The sequence below is a fragment of the Anabaena sp. 4-3 genome (assembly GCF_001597745.1).
GTDB lineage: Bacteria > Cyanobacteriota > Cyanobacteriia > Cyanobacteriales > Nostocaceae > Trichormus.
Window position 1 is genome coordinate 125,058 of sequence record NZ_LUHJ01000013.1, and the last position, 17,323, is coordinate 142,380.

A 17,323-nucleotide genomic window follows, 5' to 3' on the forward strand; every position below is an offset into this window, starting at 1 on the left:
TAACCGTCAACTGTCAACAGTCAACAATGATGGGAGATTTATTTAATGTCGTAACCAAACAAATTCGGGTTAACTTCACCTAGTTGTAAATCAGCCAAACCATACTCAGACCATCTTCTCTCTACCATTGCGGCTATGTCGGAGTCAGACTCTAAAGGCGCGCCCCATTCGTGGTCTGTTTCTGGGGGAATTTTGGTGGTTGCATCAATACCCATGCGTCCACCTAAGCCGATTTTCTCGCTGGCAAAATCTAAAGTATCAAAGGGTGTATTTGGTAAAATGAATACGTCGCGTGTGGGGTCAACTTTGGAACTAATAGCCCAGACTACCTGACGGGGGTCACGGATATTAATGTCTTTATCGACAACAATCACAAATTTGGTGTAAGTGAATTGGGGTAATGCACTCCAAAATGCTAAAGCTGCTCGTCTGGCTTGTCCAGGATATGCTTTATCAATGGAAATAATTGCGGCTTTGTAACTCAAAGCTTCCATTGGTAGGAAGAAATCAACTATTTCTGAGACTTGTTGCCGTAGAATAGGAGTATAAATTCTATTGAGGGCGATCGCCATCATCGCTTCTTCTTTCGGTGGACGACCGCTAAATGTGGTTAAATAAATTGGGTCTTGGCGGTGGGTCATACACTGAAAGCGAATTAAAGGCGAATCTTCTACACCACCGTAGTAACCCATGTGGTCGCCAAAAGGCCCATCTGGTAAAACTTCCCCTGGTGTAATTGTCCCTTCTAAAACAAACTCTGCATCGGCGGGTACTTCTAAATCTACGGTTTTACACTTTGCTAACTGCACTCCCGAACCGCCATATAATCCAGCAAATAACCATTCAGATAAATCGACAGGGATAGGGGTAGCAGCAGCCATGATAATTAAAGGATCTACACCAAGTGCGATCGCTACTTCTAATTTTTTGCCATTTTCGGCAGCTTTGCGTAAATGTCTCGCCCCACCCCGCACCGATAACCAGTGAACTGTCATGGTATTTTTAGATTGCAGTTGCAAGCGATATACACCGACATTCGGCGTACCTGTCTCACAATCTTTAGTAATTACCAGTCCTAATGTGATAATCTTGCCAGCATCACCAGGGTAAGGACGAATCAAAGGTAATTGGTTTAAATCTAAATCATCGCCTTGAATTACCACTTGCTGACAAGCGGGAAAAAAGTCCCGTCCTGGTTTCGCCTTCAGTACATCAAACAGCACTTTCCCAAAATCTATAGCCTGAGAAATCTTTTTTGGCGGTTTTGGTTGTTGCAGCATACTCAGCTTTTTACCCAGAGTCTCTAACTCTTGGGGATGCTGCATATTCATAGCCCAGCATATCCGTTCCACGGTTCCCATCAAATTCACAGCTACCGGGAAGGATGAGCCTTTGACGTTTTCAAATAACAAGCCAGGGCCACCTTGTTGTAGCATCCGGTTGGAAATCTCAGCAATTTCTAAATCTGGGTCAACTAAGGCAGAAATTCGCCGCAATTGACCTTTTTCTTCTAAAATTTTAATGAATCCCCGCAAATCTCTGGCCATAGTTCTAGTCAAGCTAAATATTTAAGAAGTGTAAACAGACTTCTTATATTATTAGCGATCGCTTGCTGTCGTGGATTGAAAATAGGGAGTGGGGAGTGGGGAGTGGGGAGGCAGGGGAGGCAGGGGAGGCAGGGGAAGCAGGGGAGGCAGGGGAGGCAGGGGAAGCAGGGGGAGAAAAACTAATGACTAATGACTAATGACTAATAACCAATGACTAATGACTAATGACTAATGACTAATGACTAATGACTAATGACGTTAACTATAAATTAACCATGAGGCTGACTTTCCTTAACCCCTAACAGCATTAATTTCAGTTATCTTAATTATGGATAGGCATTATTTCCTATAAATAAGCACTACCCGCATCAAACATGGCTCAAAAATACCGTGCCATCCTGGCAGTCAGTCTGGTGACATAGACTCTGCCAGGTTTATTTTTTTAGATATCTGCAATTGCGATCGCCCTCCCATCGGGAAATTAATGATATCATGTCCGTTTGAATAGTTATCATATCTGTTGGGGTAGGGAACTCTTAACAGGGAACAGGGAACAAGAAAAGAGAAAAGGGAAAAGGGAAAAGATCAGCATCGAAAACTTATCATAAGTAATTAGCCGGACATAATATGACTCATCACTCTCTGGTGGTGGTCTAAGAATGCCAAAATTTTATGAAATTGGTGCAACATTTCTGCATGAATTTAAGTATTGGTACAATGCAGCATATTGCTTGATTATCAAATTTTTTTATTGAAAATTACAGCAGGGAACTCTTAACAGGGAACAGGAAGGATCAGGGAACCGGTTTGAAAGTCTCTGAGCATCAGGTTTTGTTCCTAAAATTTGTACCTCATTTACCCCAAAACTGCTGTAAGTTTAATCAGCCAGAAACAAGGCTAAAATAAAACTTTTTTTAAACACAGTTTAAATATCTCTTCACTTACCCTTAACCTGAATTAAAACTAAAAAATGTACTTTAATTACGGCTTTATTAAATGCAGCTAGTATTCCTTTAAATACGAGGCAATATGATTTCTTCACCCACCGTTTTTCAGCGTGTATTTAGCACAGCAGTTGTAGCATCTGCTGTGACACTTACTCCTATTTTTACAGCTACGGCTCAAGCGCAAACTCTCAACGGTGCTGGAGCAACTTTCCCGGCTCCACTATATGAAAGATATGCGCGTGAAGTGAGAAAGAAACATCCAGAGTTAAAAATTAACTACCAAGGGATTGGTAGCGGTGGTGGGATTCGTCAAACGATAGCTGGAACAGTTGACTTTGGCGGTAGCGATGCGGCAATGACAGATAGTGACATGGCTAAAGTTAAAAGAGGTGTGATTTTAGTTCCCACCGCCGGTGGTGCTGTTTCTGTTGTTTACAACGTTCCTGGTGTCAATAATCTCAGATTGTCTCGTACTACATTACCAGCTATTTTTTCTGGTCAAATCACCAATTGGAATGATGCAAAAATTAGAGCTGATAACCCTGGTGTGAACCTGCCAAATCAACCAATTCGATTTGTAGTTCGTGCTGATAGTAGTGGTACAACTTTCATTTTTACTAACCACTTGAGCAGCATTAATGGTTATTTTAAGGGCAGAATTGGTGCTAATACTGCTCCTAAATGGACTTTACCAAACGTCCTCAGAGGTAAAGGTAATCCTGGGGTAGCGGCTTTAGTAGCGCGCACTCCTGGCTCTATTGGATATGTAGAATATTCCTACGCTGTCAAAAATAACATCAGATCAGCGCAGATACAAAATAGAAGAGGGGAATTTGTGGCTCCTTCTTTACAAACAGCAAACGCCGCTTTAGCAGCTGTCAGCTTCCCTGATAACTTCCGTACTTTTGTCGGTGATCCAGCACAAGGTTATCCCATTGTTGGATTGACTTGGATGATGGTTTATAGACAGTATCCAACTGCTGCTAAAGCTGAAGCTGTCAGAAAATGGATTAACTGGGTATTAAGAGATGGTCAACAATTTAATGATGACCTTAACTATACCCGAATTCCTGCGGAAGTCGCAAACCGGGTACTACAAAAAGTAAATAGCAATGTTAAGCCTTAATTGGCAATCTAACTAATTGTTTATGAATTTTGGGTGGGCGATTTGTCCACCCTCATGAATATCAAATCATCTGATTATCTAGTTGAAAAAGACTTTATGGCGAATTTATCTCAACCATCTGATGAGCATTCATCAAGTCAAGCCAATTTAGGTAATGAAAATTTTAACTTAACAGCTAATGATGGGGTAAATTTTTGGCTAGAACAGGGATTTACAAGGCTAGTATATCTATTTTCTGCCATCACAGTGACAGTATTGTTTGTGATGAGTTGGATTATTTTTCAAGAAGCTAAACCAGCAATTGCACAATTTGGCATTGGGTTTATATGGGGTAAAGATTGGGATGTAGGTAATGAGATTTTTGGAGCTTTACCTTATATTTATGGTACTCTGGTCAGTAGTGCGATCGCCATTTTTTTAGCCTTTCCTGTAGGTCTAGCAGTTGCCTTAGTCACGAGCGAAAATTTCTTACTGCCATCTGTACAAACCACATTAGCATTTGTGGTGGAATTAATTGCAGCCATCCCCAGCGTCATTGTTGGTTTATGGGGAATTTTTATATTTATTCCGGTGATCGAACCCTTACAACAATGGTTAGCCAATAACCTGAAATGGATACCAATATTTAAATCAGATTTCCCTGTCGGCACAAATATGTTAACAGCAGGGATAATTTTAGCCATTATGATTTTACCAACAATGGCAGCAATTACCCGTGATGTTTTACTGGCTATTCCCCAACAATTACGTACTGCTTCTATGGCTTTGGGTGGTACTCGTTGGGAAACAATTTTTCGGGTGTTGTTACCTGCGGGGTTCTCTGGAATTGTCAGCGCAGCCATGCTGGCTTTAGGGCGTGCTTTGGGTGAAACTATGGCCGTGACTATGGTAATTGGTAACTCGGCTCAAATTAGCTTATCTTTGCTTGATCCAGCCTATACAATTCCTTCTGTATTAGCTAATGAATTTGCCGAAGCTACCCCAGGTTTACATATTGGGGCTTTAAGTTATTTGGGGTTAATTTTATTTGCTTTAACTCTTGTTGTAAATATTGGCGCACGGTTATTAGTGCAGTGGGTAGGGAGAAAAAATAAATAAATTTTTCATCCATCAACACATCTTGATATATCTTGAGTTAATTAACAAATTTTCCCGAAATGAGTAATTATCAACCGTCAGAAATAGATAAATTATTAGCAGCAGAATTATACAAACCGCTACCCAAAGACAGACTGTTATTCACTTATTTCATGAATGCAGTGGCGTTCACATTTTCGGTTTTAGCTTTAATTCCTCTCATATCTATCCTGTGGGAAATTATTGTGCGAGGTATTAGTGGACTCAGCACAGAAATGTTTGTCAAAACAGTGATTGACAACGGCTTTGCTAATGCCATTTTAGGAACAATCACAGTTGTCATCGTTGGCTGTGTATTCAGTCTTCCCATCGGTTTATTTACAGGGATATTTCTCGCGGAATTTGGGAAAACTAATGCTATAGCTCGTTTCGTTCGTTTTATTACCAGTATCATGACTGGTGTTCCTTCGATTGTGGTGGGAATATTTGCTTATGGTGTGATTGTTTTATGGACTAAAAAATTTAGTGCGATCGCCGGTGGTTTTGCTCTAGCTACAATCATGCTACCTATTATTGTACTAACTACAGAGGAAGCTTTAAAACTGATTCCCATAGACCAACGTCTCGCCTCTGCGGCTTTAGGCGGTACACGCTTACAAACTACTTTTCGTGTCATCGTTAAAGCTGCACTACCCGCCATCACTACAGGAGTCTTACTAGCTGTAGCGCGTGCGGCTGGAGAAACAGCACCTCTAATTTTCACAGCTTTATTTAGTTTAGATTGGTCGCCGGGATTATTTAGTCCTACCGCTTCCTTACCAGTATTAATTTTTAACCTCTACAACGACCCCGACCCAGAAAGAAACCGACTGGTTTGGACTACTTCCATAGTTTTACTTGGCTTAGTTTTGTGTGTGAGCGTGATTTCTCGCCTAGTTACCAGGAAGAAAAAAATTAACTAACAAGTTCACAATTTAGAACTCAGGAGTCAGCATTTAAAACCTTAATTATGAGTCAACTAAACCCTTCTATCAAAGTTAAAAACCTCAGCTTTTACTACAACACCTCTAAAGCAATTGAAGGGGTGTCTATGGACATTTACCAAAACCATGTTACTGCGATTATTGGCCCTAGTGGATGCGGTAAATCAACTTTTATTAAAACCCTCAATCGCATTAGTGAGTTAGAAGGGCCCGTAAAAGTAGAAGGAAGTGTAGAATTTTTTGGTCAAAATATTTACGACCCAAAAATTAATATTAATAGATTACGCCGCCAAATAGGGATGGTGTTTCAAAGACCAAATCCTTTTCCCATGAGCATCTATGAAAATGTTGCCTATGGTGTGAGAATAACAAGTAGACTTCCTCAAACAGAATTAGATGAAATTGTTGAATCTGCACTCAAAGGTGCTGCACTCTGGAACGAAGTGAAAGATAAGTTATATCAATCAGCTTTAGGACTTTCTGGAGGACAACAACAAAGACTTTGTATTGCTCGTGCTTTAGCTGTTAAACCAAAAGTTTTATTGATGGATGAACCTTGTTCAGCACTTGACCCCATCGCTACCATGAAAGTTGAAGAACTGATTCACAGTTTACGTTCTGAACTCACCATTGCCATTGTCACTCACAATATGCAACAAGCGACTCGCGTCTCTGATTTTACTGCTTTTTTTAGCACTGATGAAAGTCGTATTGGTCAGATGGTCGAGTTTGGGGCAACAACTCAAATTTTTAGTAATCCTCTCGATCCTCGTACCCGTGACTACGTTTCAGGACGTTTTGGTTAAATTTTAGTGAGGGAGTGATATAGTTTTAAGCTGTATCATTACCCTAAAAGTTACGTTTATATAAATTGATATATATTTAATAAAGTTTTTACGGTAAACAGTTTGTTGATAGTGGAGACTTTACTCCTCGATTGTGGCAGGAATAAAGCCCTGACTACGAAATCAAAATTCATAAGAATTTATGAATATTTTTTATTTTTTTTTGTATATAGTAATTAGTTTTTTTGTAAAATTAATCCTAAAAGTAGCTCAAACTGCTGATGTAAGCTGATACTTGATGCACCTGTCTGTCAAGTTTAGCGTTAATGTTAATCCTTCTCAGGTTTTATCAAGGATAAATGTTAAACCAATCAGTAAATTTACTGTTGTTTTTTCTCTATAGCCTATTAAATTAATAGATTTTCTGAGATTAGCCTACAGACATGACATAATTCAGATGATGATTGAAAACTAAGAAATTTATCAGTGATTGAAAACCATGAATATACAAGAATTACATAATGTTTTGTTTTGTTTACTTACCACATAATTAAATGAGGTTAGAAATATTTTATCCCAGCCAATAATCTTGTTATTGATTTGCTTCTGCTCAATGCTGTGATTTAGCTATACATGAACCTTATTTTTCTGTTTAGAGAATCATAGCGAGTCCATATTGGCTTTGCAAATAGTGAAACAACAGCACTGATTTTTCCTGATTTGTTGAGTCAATATTTATTGCACAAGTTGTACCAGGATGAATAAAGTAATTCCAGCCATCAGAGTCAAAAATCTTAGCTTTTATTGTGACAATCAAAAAATACTGGAAGGTGTGTCTATAGATTTTCATGAAAGTAAAGTTACGGCAATTATTGGCCCTAGCGGTTGTGGAAAGTCTACCTTCGTTAAATGTCTCAATCGCATGAAAGAATTAGAAACAGAGGTACAGGTTGAAGGTAGGGTAGAATTTTTTAACCAAAATATTTATGAGCGTCGAATTAATTTAAATCGGTTACGTCGCCAAGTGAGTATGGTGCTTCCCAAACCAAATCTTTTTCCCATGAGTGTTTATGATAATATTGCCTATGGGGTAAAATTGGTAGGATGGCGACCTAAATTTGAAATTGATGAAATTGTCGAAAATGCCCTGAAAGATGCTGATTTATGGGATGAAGTGAAAAATAAATTGCATCGATCAGCTTTAGAACTTTCTGGTGGGCAACAACAAAGACTTTGTATTGCTCGTGCTTTAGCTGTTAAGCCAAAAGTGATTATTATGGATGAGCCTTGTTTTGGTCTTGATCCTGTTGCTAGCATGAAAGTAGAGAATTTAATTCAGAGTTTACGTTTGCGCTCTGAATTAACAATGATCATAGTTAGTCACAATTTACCGCAAGTCAGCCGGATATCGGATTTTACAGCCTACTTTAACCTCAATGAACATCGGATTGGGCAATTGGTTGAATTTGGTACTACCAATAAAATTTTTAGCAGTCCTTTTGATGCTCGTACTCGTGAATACGTTTTAACTCGAATTGGGTCATATTAAATGTGTACTTTATTTACTTGCAAAGTGCTGTATTTGCAAACAAAGTCAATCACTTCTCTGAGTCCTGATTGAGTTTTTAAATTAGTAAAAACAAAGGGTTTATCACCGCGCATTTTTTTAGCGTCCCGTTCCATAACGCTTAAATCTGCACCTACATAGGGAGCTAAATCTGTTTTATTAATTACCAATAAATCAGATTTAGTAATACCGGGGCCGCCTTTGCGGGGAATTTTATCACCAGCAGCGACATCAATTACATAAATTGTTAAGTCTACTAATTCAGGGCTAAAGGTAGCGGCTAAATTATCGCCACCGCTTTCTAAAAACACTAAATCTAAGTTAGTAAAATGCTGTTCTAGTTGTTCAATTGCTGCCAAATTCATGGAAGCATCTTCACGAATTGCAGTGTGGGGACAACCGCCAGTTTCTACGCCGAGAATGCGATCGCTCGCTAAGGCTTGAGAACGCACTAAAAACTGCGCGTCTTCTTGAGTATATATGTCATTTGTCACCACCGCAAGTTGATAGCGATCGCGCAAAGCTTTACACATCGCATCAACTAAAGCTGTCTTCCCCGAACCAACCGGCCCCGCTACACCTACACGAAAAGCATTCATAAGTCAACTAAAATCAATATAATTTTGAATTTTGAATTTTCAACTTCTAAACAACCTGGTATACTGGGTTTCATGCTGCATACTAGCCAAAGACAAACCCCAGCTACAACAGCCCAAGTCATCATCTGCTAAAGAGATAATTTCTACTGTGGCATGACTAATTAATGGTTGCAACTGTAGTAACATTTCTTGTCCGGCTGTTTGTCCTAGGGGGATGAGTTTAATCCCAGCAGTAATTAGATTAGTTCCCCAACTGTGCAGATATGCAAGCAAAGCGGCTTGATGATCAATTTGCCAATGTGCAGTCGCCAAGCCAAAAGCGATCGCATAATTGCTAGGATTACCTACAGCATTGACCAAGGGTAAAACTTGTGGTTGTATTTTAGCAAGTAACTGCATGAGCGATCGCCCCATTTGCAAGCTAGAATTACGTAACTCTTGAGTTTCCCTAGCAGCAGATAACCACATATTCCAATAACGCAAACCTTCTACATCACCCCTGACAGTCGCCTCACTAGCTCTAAGCATCACCGCCGCTTCTAAACGAATCGCCCCATAACGCAATTCCGACTCTAACCATGCTTGCAAGCTGACTTGATTAGTAATTATGCCATTTTCTACTAAAGTTTCTAAACCTTCCGAATAGCTATATGCTCCCACAGGTAAAGCCGAGCTAGCTAGTTGTAAGATATGCAAGAAATGGCTATCAGTGAGGGTGATGGTGTCCATAGGCGCCCAATTCTGGCTGAAAGGGTGAAATTTCCTCAGTAATTTCTAACCCCATTTGTTGTAACAGCTTGCATAATACTGGATCTGGCGAGAGACGTAAATAGTTGGTGGTAATTTCTACAGGTACATGACGATTGCCTAAATGGTATGCAGCCCGCATTAATAATAGTGGAGTGGAAGCCACAACGGTTAAAACTGGCTCTGGTTTAGCCGCAATTCTAATCAAACTGCTGTGAGATTCATCTTGGAGAATATCCCCATCTCTCAACACCGTTCCCCTAGGTAAACGCAAAAATACTACCTTACCATCTGCTGTGTCAAAGCGGTGACGGCTACGAGTACGTTCTTCGGCTGTTAACGCTAAGGTGAAAGCGACTACAGCATCAGGGTTTGGTGGTTTACGTTGGGTTAACGTCAGCATGATCAATCACAATTGCCTCTGGGAGAATTGTACAGTCTATGTAGGGTGCGTCAGTCAGAGAAACTCTTAAGCTTCCCAGAAATGATTCGTACTGACGCACCCTACTAACTTTTACTCAATCCCCAGTCAACAATTTTGAATTTTGTAGGCTTGCCTTCCCGTAGGGTATTTTGAATTTTGAATTGATTTCCAGCCCCCTCTACGTCCACTCCAGCCAACCTTGATAACCGGTGACAATCCGATTACCATCTTTGAGGATGTGAACTTCTATCTGGTCGCTAGCCCAAGTAATTTTATCAGCAAAAGCCGGATTGAAGACATGAACTCGTTGATTCCGAGAGGAAACCGGGGAATCTGGAGAATTTATTGCTAAAGACTGGACAAACGGCCCATCAATTAAAATATCTAGTTGTTCTAACAAGGCTTGAGAACCTGGAGGTGCAGATTCAGATTGCAGTTCTTTGAGGGTGAAACCACTAAAGGACATGACATTTAAACCAGCAGCTTTGAGTTTTCGCGCTAGTTCTGCTAATGCTGGTGCTTGCCAAAAGGGTTCACCACCGGAGAATGTTACGCCTTGATTTTGCGGTTTGCTTAAAATTTGCTCAACAAGACTATCAACGCTGACTAATTGGTTAATTTCAAATGTCCAAGAGTCAGGATTAAAGCAGCCAGCACATTCACGGGGACAACCTTGAACCCAGACGACAGCACGACAACCGGGGCCATTCACTTCTGATTCATCAATGTAACCCATAATGTTCAGGTAGCCAGAGGGAATTTCTGGGACTGAAAAAGATAGGTTGGTTGGCTTGGTTTGCATTGGTTTCTCCTTTGAATGGTGAATGATCACAAAGCTATCGGGGCGCAACGCACCGGAATGCTGGTTGCATCGTAAATAGCATCAGCTACAGTTTTGAGGACGTTAGCACTGATACATTTGAGTTTGCGAAATGCGGCGTTGGAAGATTCAACCGCATGATTTCCCCTAGCATCCAATTGGCGAACCAAAACACGAGGACGAGCCGGAACGTTGAGTTGAATCTCATCGGGATGAAGACGCTGGAGGAGTTGGATATAGTCTTCGATCATTTCCGTAGTCCAGGGTGATAACAACATGGTTTGGATAGCCAATTGTCCTGAATATTCCCCTCTAAATTGCTCGATACCAGCCAGGATATGCGGTAGATTGATTGTCTCTGTTGGCTGATTGATGCGCTGCAATTGATTTGACGAAATTGCATCTAATTTGACAGCAACAATATCCGCTAGTTGTAACGCACGGCGTACCATGCGATCGCCTAGTAATGTGCTGTTAGTCAATACTACCGTAGGTCTTTTGATTTCCTGCTTGGCGATCGCTAAAATTTCCGCTAAATTTAATGCTAAGGTTGGTTCACCACTGCCACTGAGAGTTATCACATCTATCTGTTCATCAGTGGATAGTGCTTGCAAATCACTGAGTATGTCAGATGTTGGTACAAAAATCTGACGCTGTGTGGTATAATCTTGTATTACCCCTAATTGACAATAAACACAATTAAAAGAACAGGTAGACACCGCACCAATCGGGTCTATACCGAGCGATCGCCCAAATCGCCAGGATTTCACAGGCCCGTAGACAAAGGAACTGCGGGGATTTTGTGTAGATTCTATGGCGTTCATTTTGTTTGACCGCTAGTGAGGCGATCGTTTAAATTTGACTACCAAAAATGTAGAACTAAAAGTTGAGGAACTTGTGAAGGACTGGGAAGTGTTAACTGTTGATGGTTAATTGTTGACTGTTGACTGGGTAACAGTTATTCTCCCTTGCTCCTCTGCTCCCTCCGCTCCCTGCTCAGGACTATTGATGTGTTTGACTGGAATAGAAATAATCAATTCTGTACCTTGACCGAGTAAAGACGAGCATTTTAATTGACCTTGGTGTTTTTCTACGATAATTTGATAACTAATAGATAATCCTAAACCAGTTCCTTTTCCTATAGGTTTGGTGGTGAAAAATGGATCAAAAACACGGCTGATGATTTCCTCGCTCATTCCTGGGCCGTTATCTGCAATGCGAATCACTACTTGCTGCTGATGGGTGATTTCTGTAGAAATATAAATTTGTGGTTTATGATGAAATTTAGGGTTGTTAATCACTACTTCTTCTAAAGCATCAATAGCATTAGCTATCAAATTCATAAATACTTGATTCAGTTGCCCCGCATAACATTCTACCAGGGGTAATTTACCGTACTCTTTAATTACTTGAATTTCTGAACAATCTGGTTTAGGTTTGAGGCGATTATGCAAAATCATCAAGGTACTTTCAATACCTTGATGAATATCTACCGCTTTGAATTCGGCTTCATCCAAGCGGGAGAAATTACGCAAAGATAAGACAATTTCTCGAATTCGTTCCGCACCTACATTCATCGAAGATAACAACTTGGGTAAATCTTCGATAATAAAATCCAGTTCCACTGACTCAAGTTCTGCTTTTAATGTTGGTGCTGGATGAGGATAATGTTGTTGATAGCATTGCAATAGGTGCAGCAGGTCTTGAGTATATTCAGTAGCATAACAGATATTGCCGTAGATAAAATTAACTGGGTTATTGATTTCGTGAGCAATACCCGCTACAAGTTGACCGAGGCTAGACATTTTTTCGCTCTGAATTAGTTTAATTTGGATTTTCTGCAACTGCTCTAAAGTTTGTTTTAATTTTTCCTTTTCTTGATGTAAAGCTAAAGTGCGTTGCTGTACCCGAAATTCTAATTCTTGATTTGTCTGTGCTAATTGTTTGAGCGCAGCTTGTAAAGATATTTCTGCTTGTTTGCGTTGACTAATATCTAGTAAGAAGCCAAATAATTGTGTCACATTTTCAGGCGATCGCGCCACCGTAACAATATCTTTTACCCATACCCACCGCCCATCAGCAGTTAAAAACCGATACTCAACTATATAATCATCCTGATTTAATAGTACATCCTGGTGATGAGAAACAACTTCTGGCAAATCTTCAGGATGAATGTGTGAATACCAAAAGTTTGGCTTATACCACTGTACTAACTCATAACCAAATAATTCTATAGCTTGCGGCCCTACATAAGTAAACTTACGATTTATATCTACTGCTTCCCAAGGAACTAATTTCACACCTTCTACTAATCGCTTCAGTCTTTGTCTAGTTTGTTCTAAATCTATTTCTGTCAGCTTCCGCACAGTAATATCACTAGACATAACAGCATATTTATTTGTTATCCCTTCTGCATCTTGTATGGGTTCTCCATCTACTAATAACCACCGCTCTTTTTGCTCCGGCGATAAATAAGAAATCTCAAATTTAAAGCTTTCTCCTTTTATCATTTGTTCCCGAATATAAGCTTGTTGAAAATTCTCTGGTGAGTTAGCAGCTAAGACAGTAAAAAATTTCTTTCCTATAAGCAAATCAATCGCTAAACCAGTGTATTCAATAAATGCTTGATTCACCCATTCAATTCGCCCGGTTCTATCCGTCAATGCCATCAATAAATCTGAGCGTTCTGACAAAGCAGTAAACATAGTTAATGGTAACTTGAGTGAGTCATCTAACATACCCATCACTCCGGCTCAGAGTATTATAGAGCATCACGTCTTCCTGCTATGTATGCTAAAAGTAACTTGCTGATATCATCCCGCACCTGTCGGAATACTTGCAGCTTTTCGGTTTCCGTTCCCGTTGCGTCTGCTGGATCAGGAAAGGCAAAATGATGACGTTTGACTGCTGAAGGTAAAGAAGGACAACTTTGATCAGCGTGATCGCACACTGTAATCACAGTATCAATTTTTTGGTCTAAAAATTGGTTGATATGTTTACAATAGTTTTGAGAAATATCTATACCAATTTCTTGCATTACTTTCACAGCTAAAGGGTGAACTTTTTCGGCTGGATTCATCCCTGCACTATGTACTGTTAATAAATCATCTGCTAATTCATTTAAAATTCCTTCTGCTATTTGACTCCGGCAAGAATTACCTGTGCAGAGTATAAGTAACAATGGTTTTTGCATATTTGAATTTCATAAATTTTATCATGCTCGATAAATTTTAAGTCAAATCAAAAATCATAGTCTTCCGGGAAAGCACATAAATCTCAGTAAATATGGGGAATAAATAGGGAATTAATAATGTTATCTTAACCTTGATTTAACAGAAAGATTACTATTACGAAATTCAATTATGTTATGTGAAATAACTTAATTAAAGATAAAATGACGATGAAATAGATCCCCGACTTCTCAAAGAAGTCGGGGATCTGAGTTCCGCAAAATATGCCGTGTCTATCTTTTAATACTACGAGGATCGAGAGCATCTCTTAACCCATCACCGAGTAAGTTAAAAGCTAAGACTGTGAGAATAATTAGCACGGCTGGCGGCCAAATTAACCAAGGTTGTAGAACTAAAATAGAAGCATTACTGGCTAGAGACAGCATATTACCCCAAGATGGGTCAGGTTGTTGAATACCCAAACCAATGAGACTTAAGACGGCTTCCGCACCGATAAAACTGGGAACGGCTAAGGTAGCAGAGATAATTACATAAGTAGCAGTTTGCGGTAAAACGTGGCGCACAATGATATAAATTGGTTTTCCGCCCATTGCTCTGGCTGCTTGGACAAATTCCCGCTCTTTAATTGATAGTACCTGTCCGCGAATTACTCTAGCTAATCCTGCCCAACTTATTACCGAAGTAATTAATACAACAAGTAAGAAGCGTTGACTGCTGGATAATCCGGCTGGTAAAACCGCGCTTAGGGTAACTAACAGATAAATGCTGGGGAAAGTCATTAGCACTTCTGACACGCGCATGATGACGCTATCTGCCCAACCACCAAAGTAACCAGAAATACCACCTATGAGCAAGCCCAGGGGAAAGGTAAACAAAACTCCCACAATACCGATAAACAGACTAATGCGCCCCCCATACAGCAAGCGACTAAATTGATCCCGTCCTTGTTCGTCAGTTCCTAGGATATTTAATTTAGCGTTACCCTCTGCGCCAAACAAATGCAAGTTTAAGGGAATACCTGGGATAATAGTGACTTCCTGCCATTTAGGAGGTAGTGGTAAACTGAGTTGAAACAGTCGGTATTCTGGCCCTGAGACAAACAACCGCACTGGCGATGGCTGGGTGAAGTCTACAATTAGTTTGCGATCGCCTGTCTGTAAGTCGGTGTCTCCCTGAGTTGTAGGATAAATATGAGGGCCGATAAACTTACCCGATTGTGGTGCAACCCAATAAATTTTAGTTGGTGGTAATAGTGAACCATTAGGCTGTGACGCATAAGGGTTATAAGGGGCGACGAAATCAGCAGCAATTACCGCTATATAGAAAACTAATAGCAAAATTGCCCCAAATCGCGCCAATGGATTTTTTTGAAGTCTTTGCCACCAATTCATAATTATTAGTCATTAGTCATTAGTTATTAGTCATTAGTCATTGGGGAAGGTTGACGGTTGACTGGGTTGAAGAATAAATTCTCCCTTGTCTCCCTTGTCTCCCTGCTCCCCCACTGCCTTGATTACGCTTGTAATTCCTTAACTAAGTATTTTTGTTCTTCTAGGTTTTTCTCATGTTCAACCACAAATACATTTGAGTAGAGATTGGCAATAATTTGTTGTCCTTGCTGTGTCAGAGATAAATATCTCAGCCCAGCTTGAATATAGGGATAAACGCAATTCCAATAAAATTTGGCGTAATTTTTCCGTAAATCCGCAGGCGTTTTATAGCCTAAATCTTTGCTAACTCCGGTTTCCTCAAACTCATAGAATAAAGAAGTGATTTTCTTTAAGTAACGTGGATCGCTTAATTGTCCAATTAAATCAGCAGCACGTACCAATCCGGCAAAGCTAGTTGTATCTTGATGATCTTCCGCACTAGGTACTGGAAACCTTGTTAACTCAATATTCCTTTTAATTACCTCCACATCAATCAGCTTATGTCCGCCAAAACGCTCATCAATAAACAGTTTGGCTCTGTCTACATGATAAGGTGTCAGACTAGCATCAGAAGCCCCAGGCGGCAGAGTAATCATTTCACCATTTTTACCTGTGGCATACAAGTTTTCATGTTCTTGGTCTTGTCGGCAAACTCCTTTAACATAACCAATATCGTGACATAATAAGGAAATAATAAAATGTAACCAGTCTTCACTGGAAACACCACCTTCACGGATATGTTTACCGCGTAGAATTTCCTGACCGACAAGGGTAACTAATATGGAGTGTTCGACATTGTGATAGAGTGCATCACTGTTGGCTATGTTTTCCAACGCCATATTACCAGCCCAAGCGATGATGTCTTGATAATCATTTTTTAGACAGCCATAAGTACGGCTGTAGCCCTCTCTCAGTTGTTTGACAAACGCATCAATTAAAATCTCAGTGGCGTTGAACATAGTTGCGGCTCAGGTGGGATAGAAATTATTGATAGGGTATTAACAACAATCTACATTTACAATTTCTCTCAATGGAGTTTAACAAAATGCAGATTGATCTTTTTTAACTCACGGATGACGGTACGTGCTAGTTATGTTTATACTGCGATCGCCTCTGGTGCTGCACCCCCCCAATCACAGTCAGTTAATGCGTGAGGTGTTGGCGACAGTAAGATTTTGCCGACATCAAACCCAGTAAGCAGTTGCAATAAAATCAGACACATCAACCAAAAACAGTTAAAATTTCCATATATCTCCACACTCTCCATCTTCCACTTTTTTTCACTGGATGGCGGTGATCTAAATACCATGAATGTGTGATTGAGCGATGATGATACAAAATCACGATTTTCCTGTGCTTCACCGTTACAAGATGGGGATTCATTTACCCACTTTAATAAAGATTTATATTTACTTCAATTGAATTAATCATTATTTATGCTCATCAATTACCCAATTAAGTATACTTCAATTTAAGATGATACAATTCTATGGTGTTACATAAGTTAAATCCAGCCTTTAATGCTACTAAAAGTTTAATAGCAAATGTAAATTCTAGTTTTTTCAGTTAATAGTCGGGTAATTATGCTATAATTTAGCTGAATAATTTTGCGGGCGTAATTCAGTGGTAGAATGTCACCTTCCCAAGGTGAACGTCGTGGGTTCGAGTCCCATCGCCCGCTTTTTGATGTCGATTGCCAAATTATTTGTCCGCATTGACAAATTTACGTTTGACCCTCACATTATAGCGGGACAAGCTTGTATTCGTGGTATGCGTGTCCCAGTTGCTTTAATTTTAAATTTGGTCGCGAATGGTAAAACTGTAGGGGAAATTATCCAAGACTATCCTTATTTGGAACCAGAGGATATTTAGCAATCATTAATGTATGCAGCATGATTAGCTAAAGAGCAGGTTTACCCAATAGATAGATATCATCAATTATTAACACGGTTCCCCGTGAACCAGCCCCCACTACAAACAAGCAAAAGCTAATATTATATTTTCTTAATTGAATCGTCTTGATTAATGAAAGGTAGGTTTAACACAGGTTTTAAACCTACCCTTTATAATTAAGTATGAT

The 17,323-nt window shown here is 39.8% G+C and carries 17 protein-coding genes and 1 tRNA gene; 7 read left to right on the forward strand and 11 right to left on the reverse strand.

All coding sequences use genetic code 11. The features are described from left to right. Nucleotides 1–38 precede the first annotated feature (38 nt). Nucleotides 39–1,547, reverse strand: coding sequence for a UbiD family decarboxylase (locus A3775_RS02680; RefSeq protein WP_066381491.1), 1,509 nt, complete (start codon nucleotides 1,545–1,547; stop codon nucleotides 39–41). 1,029 nt (nucleotides 1,548–2,576) lie between these two features. Here A3775_RS02680 and pstS point away from each other — a divergent pair. The 5 genes from pstS (at nucleotide 2,577) to A3775_RS02705 (ending at nucleotide 8,014) form a co-directional block, all read left to right on the forward strand. Then, complete coding sequence (gene pstS / locus A3775_RS02685; RefSeq protein WP_066381493.1) at nucleotides 2,577–3,620, forward strand: phosphate ABC transporter substrate-binding protein PstS; 1,044 nt, start codon at nucleotides 2,577–2,579, stop codon at nucleotides 3,618–3,620. Nucleotides 3,621–3,716: 96 nt separating this feature from the next. Then, entirely contained in the window at nucleotides 3,717–4,718 is a 1,002-nt protein-coding gene (gene pstC, locus A3775_RS02690) for a phosphate ABC transporter permease subunit PstC (protein WP_066381759.1), read from the forward strand. Between the two features lie 59 nt (nucleotides 4,719–4,777). Further along, complete coding sequence (pstA, locus tag A3775_RS02695; protein WP_066381498.1) at nucleotides 4,778–5,659, forward strand: phosphate ABC transporter permease PstA; 882 nt, start codon at nucleotides 4,778–4,780, stop codon at nucleotides 5,657–5,659. A gap of 44 nt (nucleotides 5,660–5,703) precedes the next feature. Beyond that, nucleotides 5,704–6,486, forward strand: a complete 783-nt coding sequence (gene pstB / locus A3775_RS02700) for a phosphate ABC transporter ATP-binding protein PstB (protein ID WP_197480082.1) — start codon at nucleotides 5,704–5,706, stop codon at nucleotides 6,484–6,486. 736 nt (nucleotides 6,487–7,222) lie between these two features. Beyond that, nucleotides 7,223–8,014 carry a phosphate ABC transporter ATP-binding protein gene (locus A3775_RS02705; RefSeq protein ID WP_066381502.1) on the forward strand — a complete coding sequence of 264 codons (792 nt, stop codon included), beginning with the start codon at nucleotides 7,223–7,225 and terminating at the stop codon, nucleotides 8,012–8,014. Here A3775_RS02705 and ureG read toward each other — a convergent pair. The 10 genes from ureG to A3775_RS02755 form a co-directional block, all read right to left on the reverse strand. Beyond that, nucleotides 8,011–8,631, reverse strand: coding sequence for an urease accessory protein UreG (ureG, locus tag A3775_RS02710; RefSeq protein ID WP_066381504.1), 621 nt, complete (start codon nucleotides 8,629–8,631; stop codon nucleotides 8,011–8,013). The genes A3775_RS02705 and ureG overlap by 4 nt on opposite strands. A gap of 39 nt (nucleotides 8,632–8,670) precedes the next feature. Beyond that, nucleotides 8,671–9,360 carry an urease accessory protein UreF gene (locus A3775_RS02715; protein WP_066381506.1) on the reverse strand — a complete coding sequence of 230 codons (690 nt, stop codon included), beginning with the start codon at nucleotides 9,358–9,360 and terminating at the stop codon, nucleotides 8,671–8,673. Further along, nucleotides 9,338–9,781, reverse strand: coding sequence for an urease accessory protein UreE (ureE, locus tag A3775_RS02720; protein WP_066381508.1), 444 nt, complete (start codon nucleotides 9,779–9,781; stop codon nucleotides 9,338–9,340). The genes A3775_RS02715 and ureE overlap by 23 nt, the downstream gene beginning before the upstream one ends. Before the next feature lie 199 nt (nucleotides 9,782–9,980). Next, the gene (locus A3775_RS02725) at nucleotides 9,981–10,604 is read right to left on the reverse strand and encodes a 4Fe-4S single cluster domain-containing protein (protein WP_066381510.1); all 624 of its coding nucleotides are present in this window, start codon (nucleotides 10,602–10,604) and stop codon (nucleotides 9,981–9,983) included. 26 nt (nucleotides 10,605–10,630) lie between these two features. Further along, entirely contained in the window at nucleotides 10,631–11,446 is an 816-nt protein-coding gene (locus tag A3775_RS02730; RefSeq protein WP_066423745.1) for a radical SAM protein, read from the reverse strand. Nucleotides 11,447–11,551: 105 nt separating this feature from the next. After that, nucleotides 11,552–13,360, reverse strand: coding sequence for a PAS domain S-box protein (locus A3775_RS02735; RefSeq protein WP_066381762.1), 1,809 nt, complete (start codon nucleotides 13,358–13,360; stop codon nucleotides 11,552–11,554). A 23-nt stretch (nucleotides 13,361–13,383) separates the two neighbouring features. Beyond that, nucleotides 13,384–13,815, reverse strand: a complete 432-nt coding sequence (locus A3775_RS02740) for an arsenate reductase ArsC (protein WP_066381520.1) — start codon at nucleotides 13,813–13,815, stop codon at nucleotides 13,384–13,386. 270 nt (nucleotides 13,816–14,085) lie between these two features. After that, on the reverse strand, nucleotides 14,086–15,204 hold the full coding sequence (locus A3775_RS02745; RefSeq protein WP_066423747.1) for an ABC transporter permease: 1,119 nt from the start codon (nucleotides 15,202–15,204) through the stop codon (nucleotides 14,086–14,088). A 122-nt stretch (nucleotides 15,205–15,326) separates the two neighbouring features. Continuing rightward, nucleotides 15,327–16,202, reverse strand: coding sequence for an Npun_R2479 family HD domain-containing metalloprotein (locus A3775_RS02750; protein WP_066381524.1), 876 nt, complete (start codon nucleotides 16,200–16,202; stop codon nucleotides 15,327–15,329). A 137-nt stretch (nucleotides 16,203–16,339) separates the two neighbouring features. Beyond that, nucleotides 16,340–16,552, reverse strand: coding sequence for a hypothetical protein (locus A3775_RS02755; RefSeq protein WP_066423749.1), 213 nt, complete (start codon nucleotides 16,550–16,552; stop codon nucleotides 16,340–16,342). A 300-nt stretch (nucleotides 16,553–16,852) separates the two neighbouring features. On the opposite strand from A3775_RS02755, the gene A3775_RS02760 reads away from it, so the two are divergent. Together A3775_RS02760 and A3775_RS02765 are read left to right on the forward strand one after the other, a co-directional pair. Continuing rightward, nucleotides 16,853–16,924, forward strand: a tRNA-Gly gene (locus tag A3775_RS02760). Next, nucleotides 16,900–17,115, forward strand: a complete 216-nt coding sequence (locus tag A3775_RS02765) for a DUF433 domain-containing protein (protein WP_339373710.1) — start codon at nucleotides 16,900–16,902, stop codon at nucleotides 17,113–17,115. The genes A3775_RS02760 and A3775_RS02765 overlap by 25 nt, the downstream gene beginning before the upstream one ends. Nucleotides 17,116–17,323 lie beyond the last annotated feature (208 nt).